At 72.5% G+C, this 15,945-nt stretch carries 16 protein-coding genes; 7 read left to right on the top strand and 9 right to left on the bottom strand.

The annotated features are described in order from the left end of the window. Positions 1 to 59 precede the first annotated feature (59 nt). The gene (locus OHS71_RS32080) at positions 60 to 1,169 is read left to right on the top strand and encodes a DUF5925 domain-containing protein (protein WP_328482814.1); all 1,110 of its coding nucleotides are present in this window, start codon (positions 60 to 62) and stop codon (positions 1,167 to 1,169) included. 16 nt (positions 1,170 to 1,185) lie between these two features. After that, entirely contained in the window at positions 1,186 to 1,959 is a 774-nt protein-coding gene (locus OHS71_RS32075) for a DUF72 domain-containing protein (protein ID WP_328482813.1), read from the top strand. Between the two features lie 200 nt (positions 1,960 to 2,159). Here OHS71_RS32075 and OHS71_RS32070 read toward each other — a convergent pair whose 3' ends face one another. After that, positions 2,160 to 2,528 (bottom strand): GntR family transcriptional regulator, encoded by a 369-nt coding sequence (locus tag OHS71_RS32070; protein ID WP_328482812.1) that lies wholly within the window; start codon positions 2,526 to 2,528, stop codon positions 2,160 to 2,162. A gap of 96 nt (positions 2,529 to 2,624) precedes the next feature. On the opposite strand from OHS71_RS32070, the gene OHS71_RS32065 reads away from it, so the two are divergent. Together OHS71_RS32065 and OHS71_RS32060 are read left to right on the top strand one after the other, a co-directional pair. After that, the gene (locus OHS71_RS32065) at positions 2,625 to 3,560 is read left to right on the top strand and encodes a GNAT family N-acetyltransferase (RefSeq protein WP_328482811.1); all 936 of its coding nucleotides are present in this window, start codon (positions 2,625 to 2,627) and stop codon (positions 3,558 to 3,560) included. Further along, complete coding sequence (locus OHS71_RS32060; protein WP_328482810.1) at positions 3,541 to 4,044, top strand: DUF402 domain-containing protein; 504 nt, start codon at positions 3,541 to 3,543, stop codon at positions 4,042 to 4,044. Before OHS71_RS32065 ends, OHS71_RS32060 begins: the two co-directional genes overlap by 20 nt. A 33-nt stretch (positions 4,045 to 4,077) precedes the next feature. Here the strand turns inward: OHS71_RS32060 and OHS71_RS32055 are convergent, their stop codons facing one another. Beyond that, on the bottom strand, positions 4,078 to 4,716 hold the full coding sequence (locus OHS71_RS32055; protein ID WP_328482809.1) for a class I SAM-dependent methyltransferase: 639 nt from the start codon (positions 4,714 to 4,716) through the stop codon (positions 4,078 to 4,080). Positions 4,717 to 4,856: 140 nt separating this feature from the next. Between OHS71_RS32055 and OHS71_RS32050 the strand changes: the two genes are divergently transcribed. Beyond that, on the top strand, positions 4,857 to 4,991 hold the full coding sequence (locus tag OHS71_RS32050) for a hypothetical protein (protein WP_328482808.1): 135 nt from the start codon (positions 4,857 to 4,859) through the stop codon (positions 4,989 to 4,991). 37 nt (positions 4,992 to 5,028) lie between these two features. Here OHS71_RS32050 and OHS71_RS32045 read toward each other — a convergent pair whose 3' ends face one another. After that, positions 5,029 to 5,490 carry a GNAT family N-acetyltransferase gene (locus OHS71_RS32045; RefSeq protein ID WP_328482807.1) on the bottom strand — a complete coding sequence of 154 codons (462 nt, stop codon included), beginning with the start codon at positions 5,488 to 5,490 and terminating at the stop codon, positions 5,029 to 5,031. A gap of 151 nt (positions 5,491 to 5,641) precedes the next feature. Between OHS71_RS32045 and OHS71_RS32040 the strand changes: the two genes are divergently transcribed. Continuing rightward, the gene (locus tag OHS71_RS32040; protein WP_328482806.1) at positions 5,642 to 6,706 is read left to right on the top strand and encodes a lytic polysaccharide monooxygenase auxiliary activity family 9 protein; all 1,065 of its coding nucleotides are present in this window, start codon (positions 5,642 to 5,644) and stop codon (positions 6,704 to 6,706) included. A 74-nt stretch (positions 6,707 to 6,780) separates the two neighbouring features. On the opposite strand, the gene OHS71_RS32035 is transcribed toward OHS71_RS32040, so the two are convergent. Continuing rightward, entirely contained in the window at positions 6,781 to 7,650 is an 870-nt protein-coding gene (locus tag OHS71_RS32035) for an alpha/beta fold hydrolase (protein ID WP_328482805.1), read from the bottom strand. A 172-nt stretch (positions 7,651 to 7,822) separates the two neighbouring features. Beyond that, positions 7,823 to 8,266 carry a MarR family winged helix-turn-helix transcriptional regulator gene (locus OHS71_RS32030; RefSeq protein WP_328482804.1) on the bottom strand — a complete coding sequence of 148 codons (444 nt, stop codon included), beginning with the start codon at positions 8,264 to 8,266 and terminating at the stop codon, positions 7,823 to 7,825. A 142-nt stretch (positions 8,267 to 8,408) separates the two neighbouring features. Between OHS71_RS32030 and OHS71_RS32025 the strand changes: the two genes are divergently transcribed. Then, positions 8,409 to 8,783, top strand: a complete 375-nt coding sequence (locus tag OHS71_RS32025; RefSeq protein ID WP_328482803.1) for a cupin domain-containing protein — start codon at positions 8,409 to 8,411, stop codon at positions 8,781 to 8,783. Between the two features lie 34 nt (positions 8,784 to 8,817). Here OHS71_RS32025 and OHS71_RS32020 read toward each other — a convergent pair whose 3' ends face one another. The 4 genes from OHS71_RS32020 to OHS71_RS32005 form a co-directional block, all read right to left on the bottom strand. Further along, positions 8,818 to 9,786 carry a DNA polymerase Y family protein gene (locus OHS71_RS32020; protein WP_328482802.1) on the bottom strand — a complete coding sequence of 323 codons (969 nt, stop codon included), beginning with the start codon at positions 9,784 to 9,786 and terminating at the stop codon, positions 8,818 to 8,820. After that, entirely contained in the window at positions 9,783 to 13,343 is a 3,561-nt protein-coding gene (locus OHS71_RS32015) for a DNA polymerase III subunit alpha (protein ID WP_328482801.1), read from the bottom strand. Before OHS71_RS32015 ends, OHS71_RS32020 begins: the two co-directional genes overlap by 4 nt. A 274-nt stretch (positions 13,344 to 13,617) precedes the next feature. Next, the gene (locus tag OHS71_RS32010; RefSeq protein ID WP_328482800.1) at positions 13,618 to 14,700 is read right to left on the bottom strand and encodes a S1 family peptidase; all 1,083 of its coding nucleotides are present in this window, start codon (positions 14,698 to 14,700) and stop codon (positions 13,618 to 13,620) included. Positions 14,701 to 14,945: 245 nt separating this feature from the next. After that, on the bottom strand, positions 14,946 to 15,803 hold the full coding sequence (locus OHS71_RS32005) for a slipin family protein (protein WP_443047106.1): 858 nt from the start codon (positions 15,801 to 15,803) through the stop codon (positions 14,946 to 14,948). Between the last annotated feature and the right edge of the window lie 142 nt (positions 15,804 to 15,945).

Raw genomic sequence — 15,945 nt, 5'->3', positions numbered from 1 at the left:
TACCTCGCGCACTGCGGAAACCGGGTGCGGACGACGCTCCTGTGCCGGATCATGGCGGCATGTCCGCACCCCCGCACGAAGCTCTGCCGATCCGGCTCAACGTCGACGACTCCGACTCCCCGTCCGACGTCGTCGACGCACTGTTCCTCGGCCGCTTCGCGACGGGCGAGCAGCCCTACTCGCACGCGGTGAACATCGACCGCGTACGCTCCGGCGCCACCCTGCTGCCGGCGCACGCCCGCGTGCTGCGCGTCGCCCGCGACGACGACCGCAGCGCCACCCTGGCCGAGGGCGACGGCTGGACGATGCTGGTCTCCCGCTGGAACCGGGGCGCCGACGTGACGGTCACCGCGACCACCGCCGAACTGGCCGCGCGGGTTCTCGAAGAGGCCACCGACGGGGCGGCGGACGAACCCGATCCGCAGCCGGAGAACGTCACCATGGGCTTCTGGTACGTCTCGCCGCGGCGCGGCCCGCACCGCACCACCCGCCAGATCTCGGCCGGCACCTGGGACGAGGTGCGCCCCAACTACACGGCGCCCGTCGCCGAGGCGATGGACCAGCTGATGGGCACGACCCCGCAGGACATCGCGGGCCGGCTGCTCCTGCTGCACGGCCCGCCCGGCACCGGCAAGACCTCGGCACTGCGCACCCTGGCCCGGTCCTGGCGCGAGTGGTGCCAGGTGGACTGCGTCCTCGACCCCGAACGCCTCTTCTCCGACGTCGGCTATCTGATGGACATCGCGATCGGCGAGGAGGACGGCACCGGAAAGGGCCGCTGGCGGCTGTTGCTCCTGGAGGACTGCGACGAGCTGATCCGCGGCGAGGCCAAGCACACGGCGGGCCAGGCCCTGTCCCGGCTGCTGAACCTCACCGACGGCCTCCTCGGCCAGGGCCGCAACGTCCTGGTCGGGGTCACGACGAACGAGGACCTGGAGCGCCTGCACCCCGCCGTCGTCCGCCCCGGCCGCTGTCTGGCCCGCATCGAGGTCGGCCGGCTGACCCGCCGGGAGGCCGTGGACTGGCTCGGCGCCGAGGCCGTCGGCCGGGAGGACACCGTGGGCAGCGAGGGCGCGACGCTCGCGGAGCTGTACGCACTGCGCCGGGGCATCTCCCCGACCTCGCTGCCGGAGCCCCGGGGGCGGGCGGACGCGGGACTGTACCTGTAGGTGTTTTGATGGACGTATGACCCTGTACGTGGGCACGTCGGGCTGGCAGTACAAGGACTGGAAGGGCGTCCTGTACCCGGCCGACGTCCCCGTGCGGCGGTGGCTGGAGGAGTACACCGGGCACTTCGCCACCGTCGAGATCAACAACGCCTTCTACCGGCTGCCGTCACGGGAGACGTTCGCGGCCTGGGCCGAGCGTGTCCCGCCCGACTTCGTGGTGGCGGTGAAGGCGAGCCGCTATCTGACCCACATCAAGCGGCTCAAGGAGCCCGAGGAGCCGGTGCAGCGCCTGATGAGCCACGCGGCCGGCCTGGGCGCCCGCCTCGGCCCGGTGCTGCTCCAGCTGCCGCCGACCCTGCGGGCCGACGCCCGGCTGCTGGACGCCTGTCTGGCCTGTTTCCCGCCGGGGACCCGCGTCGCGGTGGAGCCACGGCACGAGTCGTGGTGGACACCCGAGGTACGGGGCGTCCTCGATGCCAGGAACGCGGCCCTGTGCTGGGCGGACGTCCGCTCCCGCCCCGTCACCCCGCTGTGGCGCACCGCGGACTGGGGGTACGTCCGCTTCCACCAGGGGCGGGCCCACCCCTGGCCGCACTACGGCCGCCGTGCCCTGGAGACCTGGCTGGACCGCATCGCGACGACCTGGCCGGACGACGCCGACGTGTACACGTACTTCAACAACGACCCCGGCGGCGCGGCGGTGGAGAACGCGGCGCTGTTCGGGCGGACCGCGCAACGGGCCGGGCTGCGGGTGACGCGTACACGGGGCGTGCTCGCCGCACCCCACTGAGCACCACGCCGTTCGGCCACCCCTGCCGCACCCGGACGCGCCGGGTTCCGCCCGCACCCGAAGCCCCGGCGCCACAGCACCCATAGCGCGCACGGCACACCGCTCACCACGCCTCGCGCACCGCCCGCCCGCTCTCGGCGTCCGCCCGCTCTCGGCGTCCGCTGAACGCCTCTGATGTCACCTCCCGCGGGACACCGTGATCACCGTTCGTAGGCCGCCCGCAGGGCGTCCCGTACGGCGGCCGACGCCTGCTCCTCGGTGAGTCCCAGCCGCACCACCCGCTCGGCATAGGCCTGCGCGGCGCCCGCCGCCTCCCGCTCCGCCGCCGGTCCGGCGGCGGCGACGAACGTGCCGTTGCGCCCCCGGGTCTCGATCACCCCGTCCCCCTCCAGCGCCCGGTACGCCTTGGCGACGGTGTTCGCGGCGAGGCCCAGCGACTCGGCCAGTCCCCGCACCGTCGGCAGCCGGTACCCGACCGGCAGCGCTCCCGACCGCGCCTGTTCGGCGATCTGCGCCCGCACCTGCTCGTAGGGGGCGGCGCTCTCATCGATGTGGATCTTCAAGGTCACGGGCCGATTGTCCCGCACCCTCCGGCGGACGGGGGCGCGGACCGACGCCGAAAATGGGAGGCACCCGGGCTCCGTCCGACCGTAGCGTGCACGCATATGACCGTCATCGTGCGCGACCTGCGCCCCGGCACGCCCGCCGACATCGAGGGCTTCATCCGGGTCCGGCACCACGCGCTGCCTCATGTGTCCTTCAGCCCGGCCTCCGTGCTGCACGGCCTGTCCCTGTCCCACCCCGGCGCCCACGCCCGCAAGCTGGTCGCGGTGGAGGACGACGAGATCATCGGCACGGCCCAGGTGAGCCTCGCCCACGACAGCCCCGAGCCCGGCCAGGGGACCCTGAACGTCTATGTGGACCCCGCGCGCACCGGGCGCGGCGCGGGCACCCTGCTGGTCCGCGCCGCCGAGGAGCACCTGGCGGCCCACGGCGCGGTGAAGCTGTTCACCTGGGTCCTGGACGAACCGGGCGACCGGGCCTTCGCCGAAGGACACGGCTACCGGCCGAGCCGCTCCGCGCACTTCCTCCACCTGGACCTCGCGCGCGCCGCGCTGCCGCCGCTCCAGGATCCCCCGCCCGGCGTCGAACTGCGCACCGCCGCCGACTTCGCCGACGACCCGCGCCCGCTGTTCGCCCTGGACGCGGAGGCCGGTTCGGACGAACCGGGCGACATCGCCACCGAGTTCACCGACTACCGGGCGTGGGTCGACGAGTACTGGCGGCATCCCCACCTGAACGCCGAGCTGACCTCGGTCGCCGTGGCCGACGGCCGCCCCGTCGCCTTCAGCGTCGCCCACACCCACGCCCACAACCCCGGCAGGTACAGCACCGCCATGACCGGCACCGCCCGCGCCTACCGGGGCCGGGGCCTGGCCAGGCTCGCCAAGAACCACTCGCTGCACCGGGCCCGCGCCGCGGGGTACACGGAGGCGTACACCGGCAACGACGCGGACAACGAGCCGATGCTCGCGATCAACAGGTGGTTCGGGTACGAGATCCGCGCGACGGAGGTACGGCATGTCCGTGAACTCGGCTGAACCGGCGCGCCCCGTGGAGGTGGTCCTCCTCAAGGGCGGCCGGACGAAGATCCGTTACACGGCCGGACTGCTGTCCGACGACGGCACCCGGATCGCCGTGCGCGCCCCCTGGGCCGGTGACGGCGTACGCGACTTCGGCTTCGTACGGTTCGAGGCGGGTGACGTCTTCACCGAGTACTACTGGCGCGACCGCTGGTACTCGGTCAAGGAGGTCCGTACGGCGACGGGCGCGCTGAAGGGCTGGTACTGCGACGTCACCCGCCCGGCCGCGCTGTCCGGGGGCGAGCTGGTCGTCGAGGATCTCGACCTGGACCTGTGGCGCTCCGCCGACGGCACGGACGTACGGCGACTGGACGAGGACGAGTTCGAGGAGAGCGGGCTGGCCGAACGGGACCCGGCGGCCGCGGCGGCCGCGCTGACCGCCCTCGACGAACTGGAGGCGCTCGCCAGGGCCGTGGGCGGCCTGGAGTCCCTGCTGACCTGAGAGGGCCGGGCGCCGGCCCGCCCGGCCCGGTGCTCACACCGTCGCCACCACCGCGTACCGCTGGTCCGGCACCGGGCCGCCCCACAGCTCCGCGTCCTGCGACAGCCGCTCCACGCGCGTGTGGTCGCACAGCGGGGCCAGCAGGGCGGTCAGCCGGTCCTCCGGTATTCCCACCGGGCTGACGGTCCCCCACACGCCCTCGACCAGCACGAGCCGGCCCCCGGGCCGCAGCAGACCGCGCCAGTGCCGCAGGGCCCGCTCGGGCCGGGGCAGGGTCCACAGCACGTGCCGCACGAGCAGGGCGTCGAAACGCTGCTCACCGACCGGCGGCTCCGCGGCGTCACCGAGCAGGAACACCGCGTCACGCCCGGCCAGTTTCGCGCGGGCCAGGTCGATCATGGCCCGGGACAGGTCGACCCCGGTGACCCGGTGTCCCTGCTCGGCCGCGAGGAGCGACAGACTGCCGGTACCGCAGCCCAGGTCGAGAACGTCACCGGCGCGCTCCGGCAGCCAGCCGCGCAGCCGCCGGGCCCAGGCGGCGCGCACCCCGGGGTCGCGCAGGCCGTGGTCCGGCTCCTCGTCGAAGGCGGCCGCGGCCGCGTCCCAGTCCCTACCCCGGCCCCTGTCCCGGGCCACACGCGGCGGAGTCGTTTCGTCACTCTTTTCACTCATGTGCCCCAGAGTGACACCCACCACTGACAGTCGAATCGTGACAGCCGCCACTGACAGAACAGGCGCCGATGAGGAAGTCTCCCCGAAATGGTCTACCTCCGCGAGAACGCGGAACCCGGTAGCACCTGAAGGAGGCAGCCATGCGCCGTACGACCGTGCAGAAGCCCCTGAAGAAGACGGACTCCCGCCGGATCCGCGAAGAGGCCGAAGAACGGCCCGCCGGACGCCCCGAGGTGCGCAAGGACATCGCCCGGACCTGGTGGCCGGACGGCTGACCGCCGCCTGCGTCGAGTCCCGTTCACCGAGCCGTGCTCAGCCGAGCCGCTTGCGGTAGTGGACGCGCTCGTACGGCCCGTCGACCCACCGTCCCACGGATTCGTAGCCGTACTTCGGGTAGATCTTCTGGTTCTCCCACATCATCGCGTGCGTGTGGAGCCTGACCTCCGGCAGGCCCAGCGCACGCGCGTGTGCCTCCACGAAGTGCAACAGCCGCCGCCCGACGCCCTTGCCGTGGGCGTCGGGACGGACGGCGATGCTGTCGAGGAACAGATGGTCCGCGAACGCCTCGACCACCACGAGGCCCACCACCTCGCCACCGACCGGGTCCCCGGTCACGAACACCTTCCCCGCGGCCACGTCCGCCGCGTGGTCCGCCCGCATGGGCTGCGGCGCCTGCCCGATCCGCTCGATGTAGCCCGTGTACGCCGCGTCCGTCACGGCCTTCACTGCCGGTACGTCGGCCGCCGTGGCGGGCCGGATCTCCTCACTCGTCATAGGGGAACGCTACCTACCTGATCCCAGCCTCAGCACTTCCTTAAGGCGACCCTAAAGATCGCCGAGGACCGTCCCCAGCAGGCGATTTCGCGGTTTCTTGGTACCGGCGCACATCAGGCCACCACCTGTTCCGGTTCCGAGGAGTTCCCCCATGCCCGCACGCCGCAAGGCCGTCGTCGTCGTCGCCGTCACCGGGCTGCTCCCGTCGGTCCTGACCGTGCTGTCGGCCGCGCCCGCCGCCGCGCACGGGTCGATGGGCGATCCGGTCAGCCGGGTCGCGCAGTGCTACGCGGAAGGCCCGGAGAGCCCGAGGTCTGCCGCGTGCAGGGCGGCGGTCGCGGCGGGCGGGACACAGGCGCTGTACGACTGGAACGGCATCCGGATCGGCGACGCGAACGGACGGCACCAGGAGCTGATCCCGGACGGCCGTCTGTGCAGCGCGGACAACGCGGAGTTCAAAGGACTGGACCTGGCCCGCGCCGACTGGCCGGCGACCGGTGTGGGCAGCGGCCCGTACACCTTCAGGTACCGCGTGACCGCTCCGCACAAGGGCACCTTCAAGGTCTATCTCACCAAGTCCGGTTACGACCCGACACAGCCGCTGGGCTGGTCCGACCTGGATCTGGAGCATCCGGTGGCGACGGCCACCGACCCGGTCGCGGCGGGCGGCTTCTACACCTTCTCCGGTTCCCTGCCCGAGCGTTCCGGCAGGCAACTGCTGTATGCGATCTGGCAGCGCTCGGACAGCCCGGAGGCGTTCTACTCCTGCTCGGACGTCACGTTCGGGGGGACGGACGCCGGCGCGGGGTCGGGGTCGGGGGCGGGCTCGGGCACGGGCTCGGGCTCGGGGACCGGTGCCGCGCCGTCCGCTTCCGCGCCCTCCGAGGAGCAGATCGAGGACGGTGCCGACAAGTCGACGATCGAGCACCACGGCCACGGGGACGACGACGCCACCACGACGACCGACCCGACGACGGACCCGACGACGGACCCGATGGGGAACGCGCCGTCCCCGGCCGGGGTGTCCGTCGGCGCCGACGAGCCGAGGGCGGCCGGCGCCGGCCCGGCCTCCGGCGAGAGCCTCGCGGAGACCGGCGGCGACGGCAGCGCCCCGTATCTCGCGGTGGGCGGCGCGGCCGTCCTGGCGCTGGGTTCGGCGCTGCTGTTCGGTTCGGTGCGCCGACGGGCGACGAGCGGCGGGCGGCACGGCCGCTGAGCCGTCGCCCGCGCAGGACTCCGGGGCCTGACCGGCGGCTCAGGTCGGACAGGCCCCGGCGGAACACCCGTGCGTCAGCTGAAGACCGACGCGCAGGTGGTGGCGGTGGCGTGGGCCGGGTCGAGCGAGTTGGCCACCTCGTGGAAGGCGATCCGGTCGAACAGCCCGATCGCCACGTGCTCGGAGAGGTCCAGCGGACACAGGTCCTGGAGCAGGACGTTGCGCACGTCGGACCCGCTCAGGTACTGGGTGCGCCACGGTGTGGCCACTTCGTCGTACTTGGTGGCGATGACGGTGTAGCGGACACCGGGGACGGTGTCGCCGCCCGCGTTGAGTTTGGCGAGGAAGGCCGATCCGGTGATCTGGTCGGCGAGGCCGGGTGTGGCGGCCGAGAGCAGGTCCTCGGCGCCCGGGAAGTAGGGCAGCAGGTTGGTGAGTCCGCCCAGTGTGGTGCCGTGGTTGTCGGGGGCGATGCCGACGAGCGCGTTGACCTTGGCGGCTCCGCCGAGGAACTTCAGGTAGTAGCGCGGCATCATGCCGCCCTGCGAGTGGCCGACGAGGTCGGCCTCGGCGGCGCCGGTGGCGGCGAGCACCTTGTCGACGAAGGCGGAGAGCTGCGCGGCCGATTTGTCGATGGGGCCGAGGCCGTTGAAGAGGGGGACGCCCGGCAGTTGGCCGTAGTCGACGGAGAAGACGCAGTACCCGCGGACCGTGAGGTAGGGGGCGAGGGCCAGCCAGTTGTCGATCGAGTTCCCGAAGGTGCCGTGCACGAGGACGACCGGGCGGGGGTGTGCGGCGGAGGGCTTGCAGCCGTAGTCGTTCCAGCCACTCGCCGAGGCGGTGGTGGCGGAGTCGGCATGGGCGGCGGTGGTGGGGACGGTGGCGGCCGCGGCGGCCAGCAGCAGTGCGGTGAGTGGTCCGAGCACGCGCTTCCAGGGCAGCATCGGGTGATCTCCTTGCGGCTCAAGGGGAGGTGCGATGGCCTTACGCCCTGTGACCCGGATCACGGGATGCTGTTCACTTGTCAAGTTACGGGCGAGTAGCTGAACTGTGAAGTTACGCGTCAGTAAAAACTTCCAGTGATAGTCACGGACGCCCGGTGCGACTGATATGACGTCACCAAGCGGGCCGGATGGGGCCATAGGGGGCAATGCGCGTCAACCGGTCACGCAAAAGGCGCACTTCACCCTCACCGAGCACCTCGACCCACCTCTGCACCGCCTCGGCCGCCGCCTCCTCGGCCGCCCGGGTGCACTCCCAGCCGCGTTCGGTGAGGACGACCAGCCGGGCCCGTGCGTCGTCGGGGTGCGCCCGGCGCTCGACGTACCCCTTACGCACGAGTTCCTCGACGAGCTGGCTGGCCGCCTGCTTGGTGACCCCGAGGTGGACGCCCAGTTCGGTGATCGTGGCGCCGTCCGGGGCGAGCCGGGTGAAGGCGAAGCCGTAGGCGGGCCGCCCCTCGAATCCGCGGGCGACCACCCCGTCGTTGATGCGCTGGGTGAGCTCGCCCGCGGCGGCGAGCAGGGCGGCGGTCAGGGCGATGGCCTCGGAGTTCTGCACGTCTGCATTGAAACATCCTTGACAGATCGGTCAAGCTGCTTGACCATCGAGGAACTGGTCAAGCAGCTTGACTAATTTCGACCGCCTTCGCTCGCGGTCGCCCGCATCCCTCTCATCGCCCGCAGAGCCATCAGGAGGCCCCGTGCCCGTCATCCGTTCGTCCGACGCCGTCACCCACGAGATCCACGGCGCCCGCTTCGTCTCGTACGCCACTCCCCTCACCGGCAGCAAGGAGCTGTGCGCCTGGCGGGGCGAGATCCCCGCCGGGACGAAGGCGCCCGCGCACACCGTCAACCGGGAGGAGATCTTCCATCTGCTCGTCGGTGAGCTGATCCTCACGCTCGACGGCCGCGCCGAGCGCGTCACGGCCGGCGACACGGTGATCGTCAACCCGGGCGCGACCCTGGCCGTCGAGAACCCGACCGATCACACCGCGCTCTCCTGGGTCACCACGTCCATCGGCCTGGAGGCCGTGCTGGCCGACGGGACCCGGATCACTCCCCCGTGGGCCAACTGACCCCGTCCCCGACCGCCGCCCCTCGTCCCGCCCCTCACGCCGCCAGCGTCCCGGGTTTCACCGCATCCGGGCCGAACTTCGCCCGCACCCGGTCGGCCACCTCCTCGACCCGGCGGACCTTCTCGTCGACGGGGTCGAAGGTGAGCTGGTGGGAGGCGTGTTCGGCAGGGCCGAGCGCCTCGGCGCGCAGGGCGATCGCGCGGACCCGGGCGCGTTGCAGCCCGAGCGCCTCGTACATGCCGTACGCCGTTCTCGTCAGGGCCGCCGAATGCGCGGTCGGCTCCCCGAGGGTGCGGCTGCGGGTGGTGGAGGATCTGTCGGCGTAGCGCACGGTGAGGGTCAGGGTGCGGCAGACCTTCTCCACGGCCCGCAGCCGGGCGCCCAGCTCCCCGGCGGCCGACAACAGGGCGCGCCGGTGCAGGACGGGGTCCAACTCGTCGCGATCGAAGGGGCGTTCGGCGGCCAGTGACCGCGACACGGAGTTCGGTACGACCCGGCCGCGGTCGACACCGTTCGCCTTCTCGTGCAGCTCCCGGCCCGCCTTCGCGCCGACCAGACGCTGGAGCGTGGACAGGGGCGCGGCCGCGACCCGGCCGAGGGTGTCGAGGCCGTACTCGCACAGGGTGCGGGCGGTCGCCGTACCGACACCGGGCAGCGCGACGACGGGCTTGTCCGCGAGGAACTCCCGCACCCCGTCGTCGGGGACCGCGCACGTCACCCCGGGCCTGGCGTCCCGCAGCGCCGTGCGGGCCGACAGGGGGCCCGGGCCCGCGCCGATCACACAGTCGACCCCGTGCAGCGCGAGCGCGCGCACCCTGATCACCGACGCCAGCTCGACCGCGCTGCGCCCGAAGTACCGTTCGGCGCCGCGCAGATCGGCCAGCGCCCCGTCCGGCGGCAACGCCTCGACGACCGGCGTGAACTCCTCCAGCAGCCCGAGCAGCCCCGGCAGGGCGGCCTCGTGCGTCAGAGGCAGCTGGAAACGTACGCAGAGGATGGTCATCCCGCACTCCCCGGACTCTGGTGCCACAACTTCCTTCCCACCGCGGGCCCTTCACCCGCGGGGCGCAGATCGGCCCAGGGGTGCATCTCGTACCCCGTGGACAGGTGGATGCGACGCCGTTCCATCGCGTCCTGGGCGGCCGAACCCGCCGGTGCGGGCAGCCCTTCCGAACCGGCGAGCCGGCTGCGTGCCGGGCCGTCGCCGTCGGCGCCCGCGTCGGGGGCGCCGCCGGGGTCGGCCAGGCGGGCCGCGACCCCTTCCAGCCCCTCCTCCCGGCGCACCTCCAGCAGTTCGGCGAGGTTCCAGGCGGCGGCGCCCACCACGCTGAGGCTGCGCGGGCCGCGTCGCTGGACCACCCCGCGCACCAGCAGCAGCCAGGAGTGGAAGACGGTGTGCGCGCAGGCGTCGTGGGAGTCCTCGAAGAAGGCGAGGTCGACCAGGCCGGTGCCGTCGTCCAGGGTGGTGAAGACGACCCGTTTGCCGGACCGGATCGGCGGGGTCTGGGTGGCCGCCTTGGCGCCCGCCACGAGAACCGTCTCGCCGTGCCGGGTCTCGCGCAGCCGGCGCGCCGACAGCACGCCCAGTTCGTCGAGGAAGTCACGGTGGTCGTCCATCAGATGGCGCGAGGCGTCCATGGACAGCACGCCCAGCTCGGCGCTGAGTTTCTCGGCCGAGGACAGGTCGGGCAGCCCGGCCGGGCCGGTCCTGCGCCCGCCCGCCAGGGGGAGTTGGCCGCCACCCGCGCCCCGGGCGCCCCGGTGCAGTTCGGTCAGGTGCAGTTGCAGGTCACGCCGGTTGGCGCCGAACGCGTCCAGTGCGCCGACCTGGGCGAGCCGGGTGGCGAGCGGGCGGCTCGGGCGGGCCCGTTCCCAGAAGTCCAGCAGCGAGGCGTACGGCTGCCCGTCCGCGATCCGAGCCGCCTCGGCCTCGGTGATGCCGTACACGTCGGACAGGGCGAGCCGCAGTCCCCAGATCCCCGGACCCCCCGGGGCCTGCGGACTCCCCGGACCTCGCGCCTCCCCCGAGTTCGAATCAGACACCAGTTCGATACGGTGGGCGACCGCCGACCTGTTCACGTCCAACGGCAGCACCGGCACCCCTCGCCGCCGCGCGTCGGCCAGCAGCAGCCGCTTCGGGTACATCCCGGGGTCGTGCGTGAGCAGCCCGGCGTAGAAGGCGGCCGGGTGGTGCGCCTTCAGCCACGCGGACTGGTACGTCGGTACGGCGAAGGCGACCGCGTGCGCCTTGCAGAAGCCGTACGAGCCGAACGCCTCGACGATCCCCCAGGTCCGCTGAATCGTTTCTGCGTCATATCCGCGGGCCGCCGCGTGCTGCGCGAACCACACCTTGATCCGCCCCTGCGACTCCGGGTCCGACAGCCCGCGCCTGATCCGGTCCGCCTCACCGCGCCCGCAGCCGGTCATGACGGCGACGATGTCGATGACCTGCTCGTGGAAGACGACGACCCCGTAGGTGTCCCGCAGCGACTCCTCCAGGTCCGGGTGCGGATACCGGACCGGTGCCCGCCCGTGCCGCGCCTCGATGAACGGCCGCACCATGTCGGCGGCGACCGGACCGGGCCGGAAGAGGGAGATGTCGACGACGAGATCGTGGAAGGTGGCCGGCTGCAACCGCCCCACCAGGTCCCGCTGCCCCGGCGACTCGATCTGGAAGCAGCCCAGCGTCTCGGTCGACCGGATGAGCCCGTACGTCTGCGGATCGCCGGCCTCCAGCGTGTCCAGGTCGATCCGCTCGCCCGTCGCCCGCGCCACCTCGCGCACCGCGTGCGCCATCGCCGACTGCATCCGCACGCCCAGCACATCCAGCTTGAGCAGCCCGAGGTCCTCGACGTCGTCCTTGTCGAACTGGGCCATGGGGAACCCCTCCCCGCTGGTCGGCATGACCGGCGTACGGGAGAGCAGGGAGGCGTCGGAGAGGAGCACCCCGCACGGATGCATGGCGACTCCGCGCGGGAGGGCGTCGAGGGCCTCGACCAGCTCCCAGAGCCGCCCGTACCTCTCCTTCTCCCCTGCCAGCGACCTGAGTTCGGGCAGCTCCTCCAGTGCCGCCCGGGCGTCGCGCGCCCGGATGTGCGGGAAGGACTTGGCGACGCGGTCGATGTCGGCCGGGTCCATGGACAGGGCCGCGCCCACGTCCCGGACGGCGTGCCGCACCCGGTACGTCTCCGGCATCGCGACCGTCGCGACCCGCTCGGTGCCGAACCGGTCGATGATCGCCCGGTAGACCTCCAGCCGGCGCGCGGACTCCACGTCGATGTCGATGTCGGGCAGCACGACCCGCTCCTTGGACAGGAAGCGCTCCATCAGCAGCCCGTGTTCGACCGGGTCGGCGTTCGCGATGCCGAGCAGGTGGTTCACCAGCGATCCCGCACCGGAGCCGCGGGCCGCGACCCGGATGCCCATCTTCCGTACGTCGTCCACGACCTGGGCGACCGTCAGAAAGTACGAGGCGAAGCCGTGGTGGGCGATGATGTCCAGCTCCTGGTGCATCCGCTCCCAGTAGGCGTGCTTCCCGGAGTGGCCGTGCCGCACCATCCCGGCCACCACCCGGGAGGCCAGCGTCCGCTGGGCGGTGCGGCGGCCCGCGCCGACGAGGTGCGGCTCGGGGAAGTGGACGGCACCCATGCCGAGGTCGTCCTCGGGGTCGACCAGACACTCGGCGGCCGTCGCCCGCGTCTGTTCCAGCAGGTGGTGCGCGGTGCCGCGCCGGTAGCCCGCGGCCTCGACGATCCGTTCGGCCGCGCCCAGCATCGCGCCCGTGTCCTTGAGCCAGGCCTCCCCGGAGTCCAGACCCTTCGCCGGGTCGACGGGGACGAGCCGGCGAGCGGCGTCCAGGACGTCCGCGACCGGGCCCTGACCGGGGTCGGCATACCGGACGGCGTTGCTGAGGACGGGCCGGATCCGCTGCTCTGCGGCGAAGCCGACGGTGCGCGCGGCCAGCCGCAGGGACCCGGATCCGGTGCCGGTCCGCCCGTGCCAGACGGCCTCCAGGCGCAGGGCGTCGCCGTACACCTCCCGCCAGGGGACGAGAAGCTTCGCCGCACGGTCCGGGCGGCCCGCGGCGAGCGCGCGGCCGACGTCGGAGGCGGGGCCGAGCAGGACGGTCAGCCCGGCGCCGTGGTTCCCGGCCCAGGGCAGCGACGGGACACCCTCGCCCGCGTGCGCCGCCGTGACGATCCGGCACAGGTCCGCCCAGCCCCGGGCGCCGTCACGGGCGAGGAAGGTGACACGGGGTGCCGACTCGTCGACGAAGACGCCGCCGCGCACCGGGGTGCGGCGCCTGTCCCGTCGTACGGACGCGTCGCCCGGAGGCCGCTCGGGGGGCGCCACCGCCAGGTCCACCCCGAACAGCGGGCGCACGCCCGCCCTGGCGCAGGCCTTGGCGAAACGCACCGTGCCGGCGAGGGTGTCACGGTCGGTGAGGGCGAGGGCGTCCATGCCCCGTTCGGAGGCGCGCTCGGCCAGCCGCTCCGGGTGCGAGGCGCCGTAGCGCAGGGAGAACCCGGAGACGGTGTGCAGATGCGTGAACCCCGGCATCCGCACCTCCCACGTAATCGAACATCAGTTCCCAGCTCTCCCACCCCCACCATAGACCAATTCCCGAACATCTGTACGACAACCATTCGGACGCCTCCCACCTGCGGAAACACCCCCGCCCCCGGTCCGCGCGAACATGACATAGCGGCCGGTGCGGACACGAAACAGACCATGGGCGCCGACCCGCCCGACGGCTCCCCCGGCGGCCCTCGGCACGCGAGAGGCCCCGCCCCTCGCGCACGGGGCGGGACCTCCGTCGGGTCACGTCAGCGGGTCAGCCGATCCGCGTCCCCGTCGCCGACAGCGCCTCCGTCACCGGCTGGAAGAACGTCTCTCCGCCGGAGGTGCAGTCGCCGCTGCCGCCCGAGGTCAGGCCGACGGCGCTGCCGCCCGAGAAGAGGGAGCCGCCGCTGTCCCCGGGCTCGGCGCAGACATCGGTCTGGATGAGCCCGTTCACGATGTCGCCGTTGCCGTAGTTCACCGTCGCGTCCAGGCCGGTGACCGTGCCGGAGTGCACCTGGGTGGTCGAGCCGCTGCGGGTGACCTTCATGCCGACGGTGGCCTCGGCCGCGCCGGTGATCTGCTGGGCCGAGCCGTTGTAGAGGTCGACCTCGCTCGGGTGGTCGACGCCGGCGGTGTACTTGACCAGGCCGTAGTCGTTGTCCGGGAAGCTGGACACCTCATTGGCCCCGATCTCGGCGCCCGAGGTGTCCGACCAGGTGGAGATGGCGTCGGTGCAGTGCCCGGCGGTCAGGAAGTACGGCTGACCGCCCTTGACCACGTTGAATCCGAGGGAACAGCGCCCGCCGCCGCCGGTGATGGCGTCACCGCCGGCGATGAAGGGTTTGAACTCTCCCTTGGTGCGCTGGAGTTCGGCCACCTGACCGAGCCCGTCGACCACCTTGCCGAGCTTCGCCCACCCGGCGTCGGAGACGGTGCGGTCGGCGGTGACGACGACCTTGTTGGTGGTCGGGTCGGTCACCCAGGCGGTGCCCGGGAGGGACGCGTCCGCCTTGAGCGTCGTACGGGCGCCGGTCAGTTCCGCGAGGGAGTTCTCGACGATTCTGGCCTTGGCGCCGGCCGCCTCGACGGTCTTCGCGGCGGCCGCGTCGAGGACGTTCACCACGAGGCTCTTGCTCTTGGCGTCGTAGTACGTGCCCGCCGCGTCGGCGCCGAGGTCCCGGCCGAGCGTCGAGGCGAGCTTTCCGGCCGCGAGGGCCGAAAGGAGGGTGGGCCGCGGGGCCTTCGCAGGCTCACTGGCGTTCGCAGTCTGGAATGTCACTCCGGCCGCGACGAGGGCGGCGACACCCGCGCCCGCCATGACCGTCCGCCGCCCGGATATGCGTCGGTGCTTCAACTCGCGTCCTCCTGTGGGGGGTCGGCCCGGGCGGTTATGGGGACCGCTCAGGGCCGGAAGGGTGGTCGACGGGCGCCCACTCTTCCGAACCGCTCAGGGAGCACACAAGGTCGACTTCAGGACGCGCACAGGGTGAACACCGTGCGCCCTCCGCGCCTTCACCACCCCGGGCTGGCCCCCGGTCGGCACAGGAGAATTCGCACTGCAAACGCTACGCGTGAGTAACCACTTACGGGGCGACAGGTCTAGTCCTGGCTTGAACCCGACTCCGCTCCGGCCGCCGGAGGTGTCGAAGTCGTCGCGGGTGTGGAGGACGTCGGAGGAAGCGGTTGCTGCTGTGCCCGCTCCAGGAAGCGCAGCAGCTCCACCGGGAACGGCAGCACCAGCGTGGAGTTCTTCTCCGCGGCGACCGCCACCACCGTCTGGAGCAGCCGCAACTGGAGCGCGGCCGGCTGCTCGGACATCTCCTTCGCCGCCTCGGCGAGCTTCTTCGACGCCTGGAGTTCGGCGTCCGCGTTGATGATCCGCGCCCGCCGCTCACGGTCGGCCTCGGCCTGCCGCGCCATGGACCGCTTCATCGACTCCGGCAGCGAGACGTCCTTGATCTCCACCCGGTCGATCTGCACCCCCCAGCCGATGGCCGGACTGTCGATCATCAGCTCCAGGCCCTGGTTGAGCTTTTCGCGGTCGGAGAGCAGATCGTCCAGGTCGCTCTTGCCGATGATGGACCGCAGCGAGGTCTGCGCCATCTGCGAGACCGCGAACCGGTAGTCCTCCACCCGCATGACCGCCTCGGCGGGCGAGGTCACCTTGAAGTAGACGACGGCGTCCACGCGCACGGTGACGTTGTCCCGGGTGATGCCCTCCTGCCCGGGCACCGGCATCGTGACGATCTGCATGTTGACCTTCCGCAGCCGGTCGATGCCCGGCAGGATCAGCGCGAGCCCGGGGCCGCGCACCTCGGGCCGGAGCTTCCCGAGCCGCAGGACCACGCCCCGCTCGTACTGCTTGACGACCCGCGCCGCCGCCGCCACGTACACCGCCCCGGCGGCCACGAGCGTGACTCCCGCCGCCATCAGCTCCTCGACCATGCCGGCCCCCAAGGGTCCACAGCACTGCCCGCAGCGCTGCCTCGCATCACTGCCCTGTACTCCGACGGTAACCCCGCCCTCCGGGCAAGAGCGAGCCCCCGCACGCCGGTTGCGTACGGGGGCTCGCCCGTGATCGGCCGCAGGCCAGGTGGAG

This window comes from Streptomyces sp. NBC_00377 (assembly GCF_036075115.1).
Lineage (GTDB): Bacteria > Actinomycetota > Actinomycetes > Streptomycetales > Streptomycetaceae > Streptomyces.
This window is presented reverse-complemented; position numbering and strand designations above follow the sequence as displayed.

Bases quoted from the DNA above. Each gene is read 5' to 3' on its own strand.
- OHS71_RS32080 (WP_328482814.1), top strand. From the start codon at position 60: ATGTCCGCACCCCCGCACGAAGCTCTGCCGATCCGGCTCAACGTCGAC.
- OHS71_RS32075 (WP_328482813.1), top strand. From the start codon at position 1,186: ATGACCCTGTACGTGGGCACGTCGGGCTGGCAGTACAAGGACTGGAAG.
- OHS71_RS32065 (WP_328482811.1), top strand. From the start codon at position 2,625: ATGACCGTCATCGTGCGCGACCTGCGCCCCGGCACGCCCGCCGACATC.
- OHS71_RS32060 (WP_328482810.1), top strand. From the start codon at position 3,541: ATGTCCGTGAACTCGGCTGAACCGGCGCGCCCCGTGGAGGTGGTCCTC.
- OHS71_RS32055 (WP_328482809.1), bottom strand. From the start codon at position 4,716: ATGAGTGAAAAGAGTGACGAAACGACTCCGCCGCGTGTGGCCCGGGAC.
- OHS71_RS32050 (WP_328482808.1), top strand. From the start codon at position 4,857: ATGCGCCGTACGACCGTGCAGAAGCCCCTGAAGAAGACGGACTCCCGC.
- OHS71_RS32045 (WP_328482807.1), bottom strand. From the start codon at position 5,490: ATGACGAGTGAGGAGATCCGGCCCGCCACGGCGGCCGACGTACCGGCA.
- OHS71_RS32040 (WP_328482806.1), top strand. From the start codon at position 5,642: ATGCCCGCACGCCGCAAGGCCGTCGTCGTCGTCGCCGTCACCGGGCTG.
- OHS71_RS32035 (WP_328482805.1), bottom strand. From the start codon at position 7,650: ATGCTGCCCTGGAAGCGCGTGCTCGGACCACTCACCGCACTGCTGCTG.
- OHS71_RS32020 (WP_328482802.1), bottom strand. From the start codon at position 9,786: ATGACCATCCTCTGCGTACGTTTCCAGCTGCCTCTGACGCACGAGGCC.
- OHS71_RS32015 (WP_328482801.1), bottom strand. From the start codon at position 13,343: ATGCCGGGGTTCACGCATCTGCACACCGTCTCCGGGTTCTCCCTGCGC.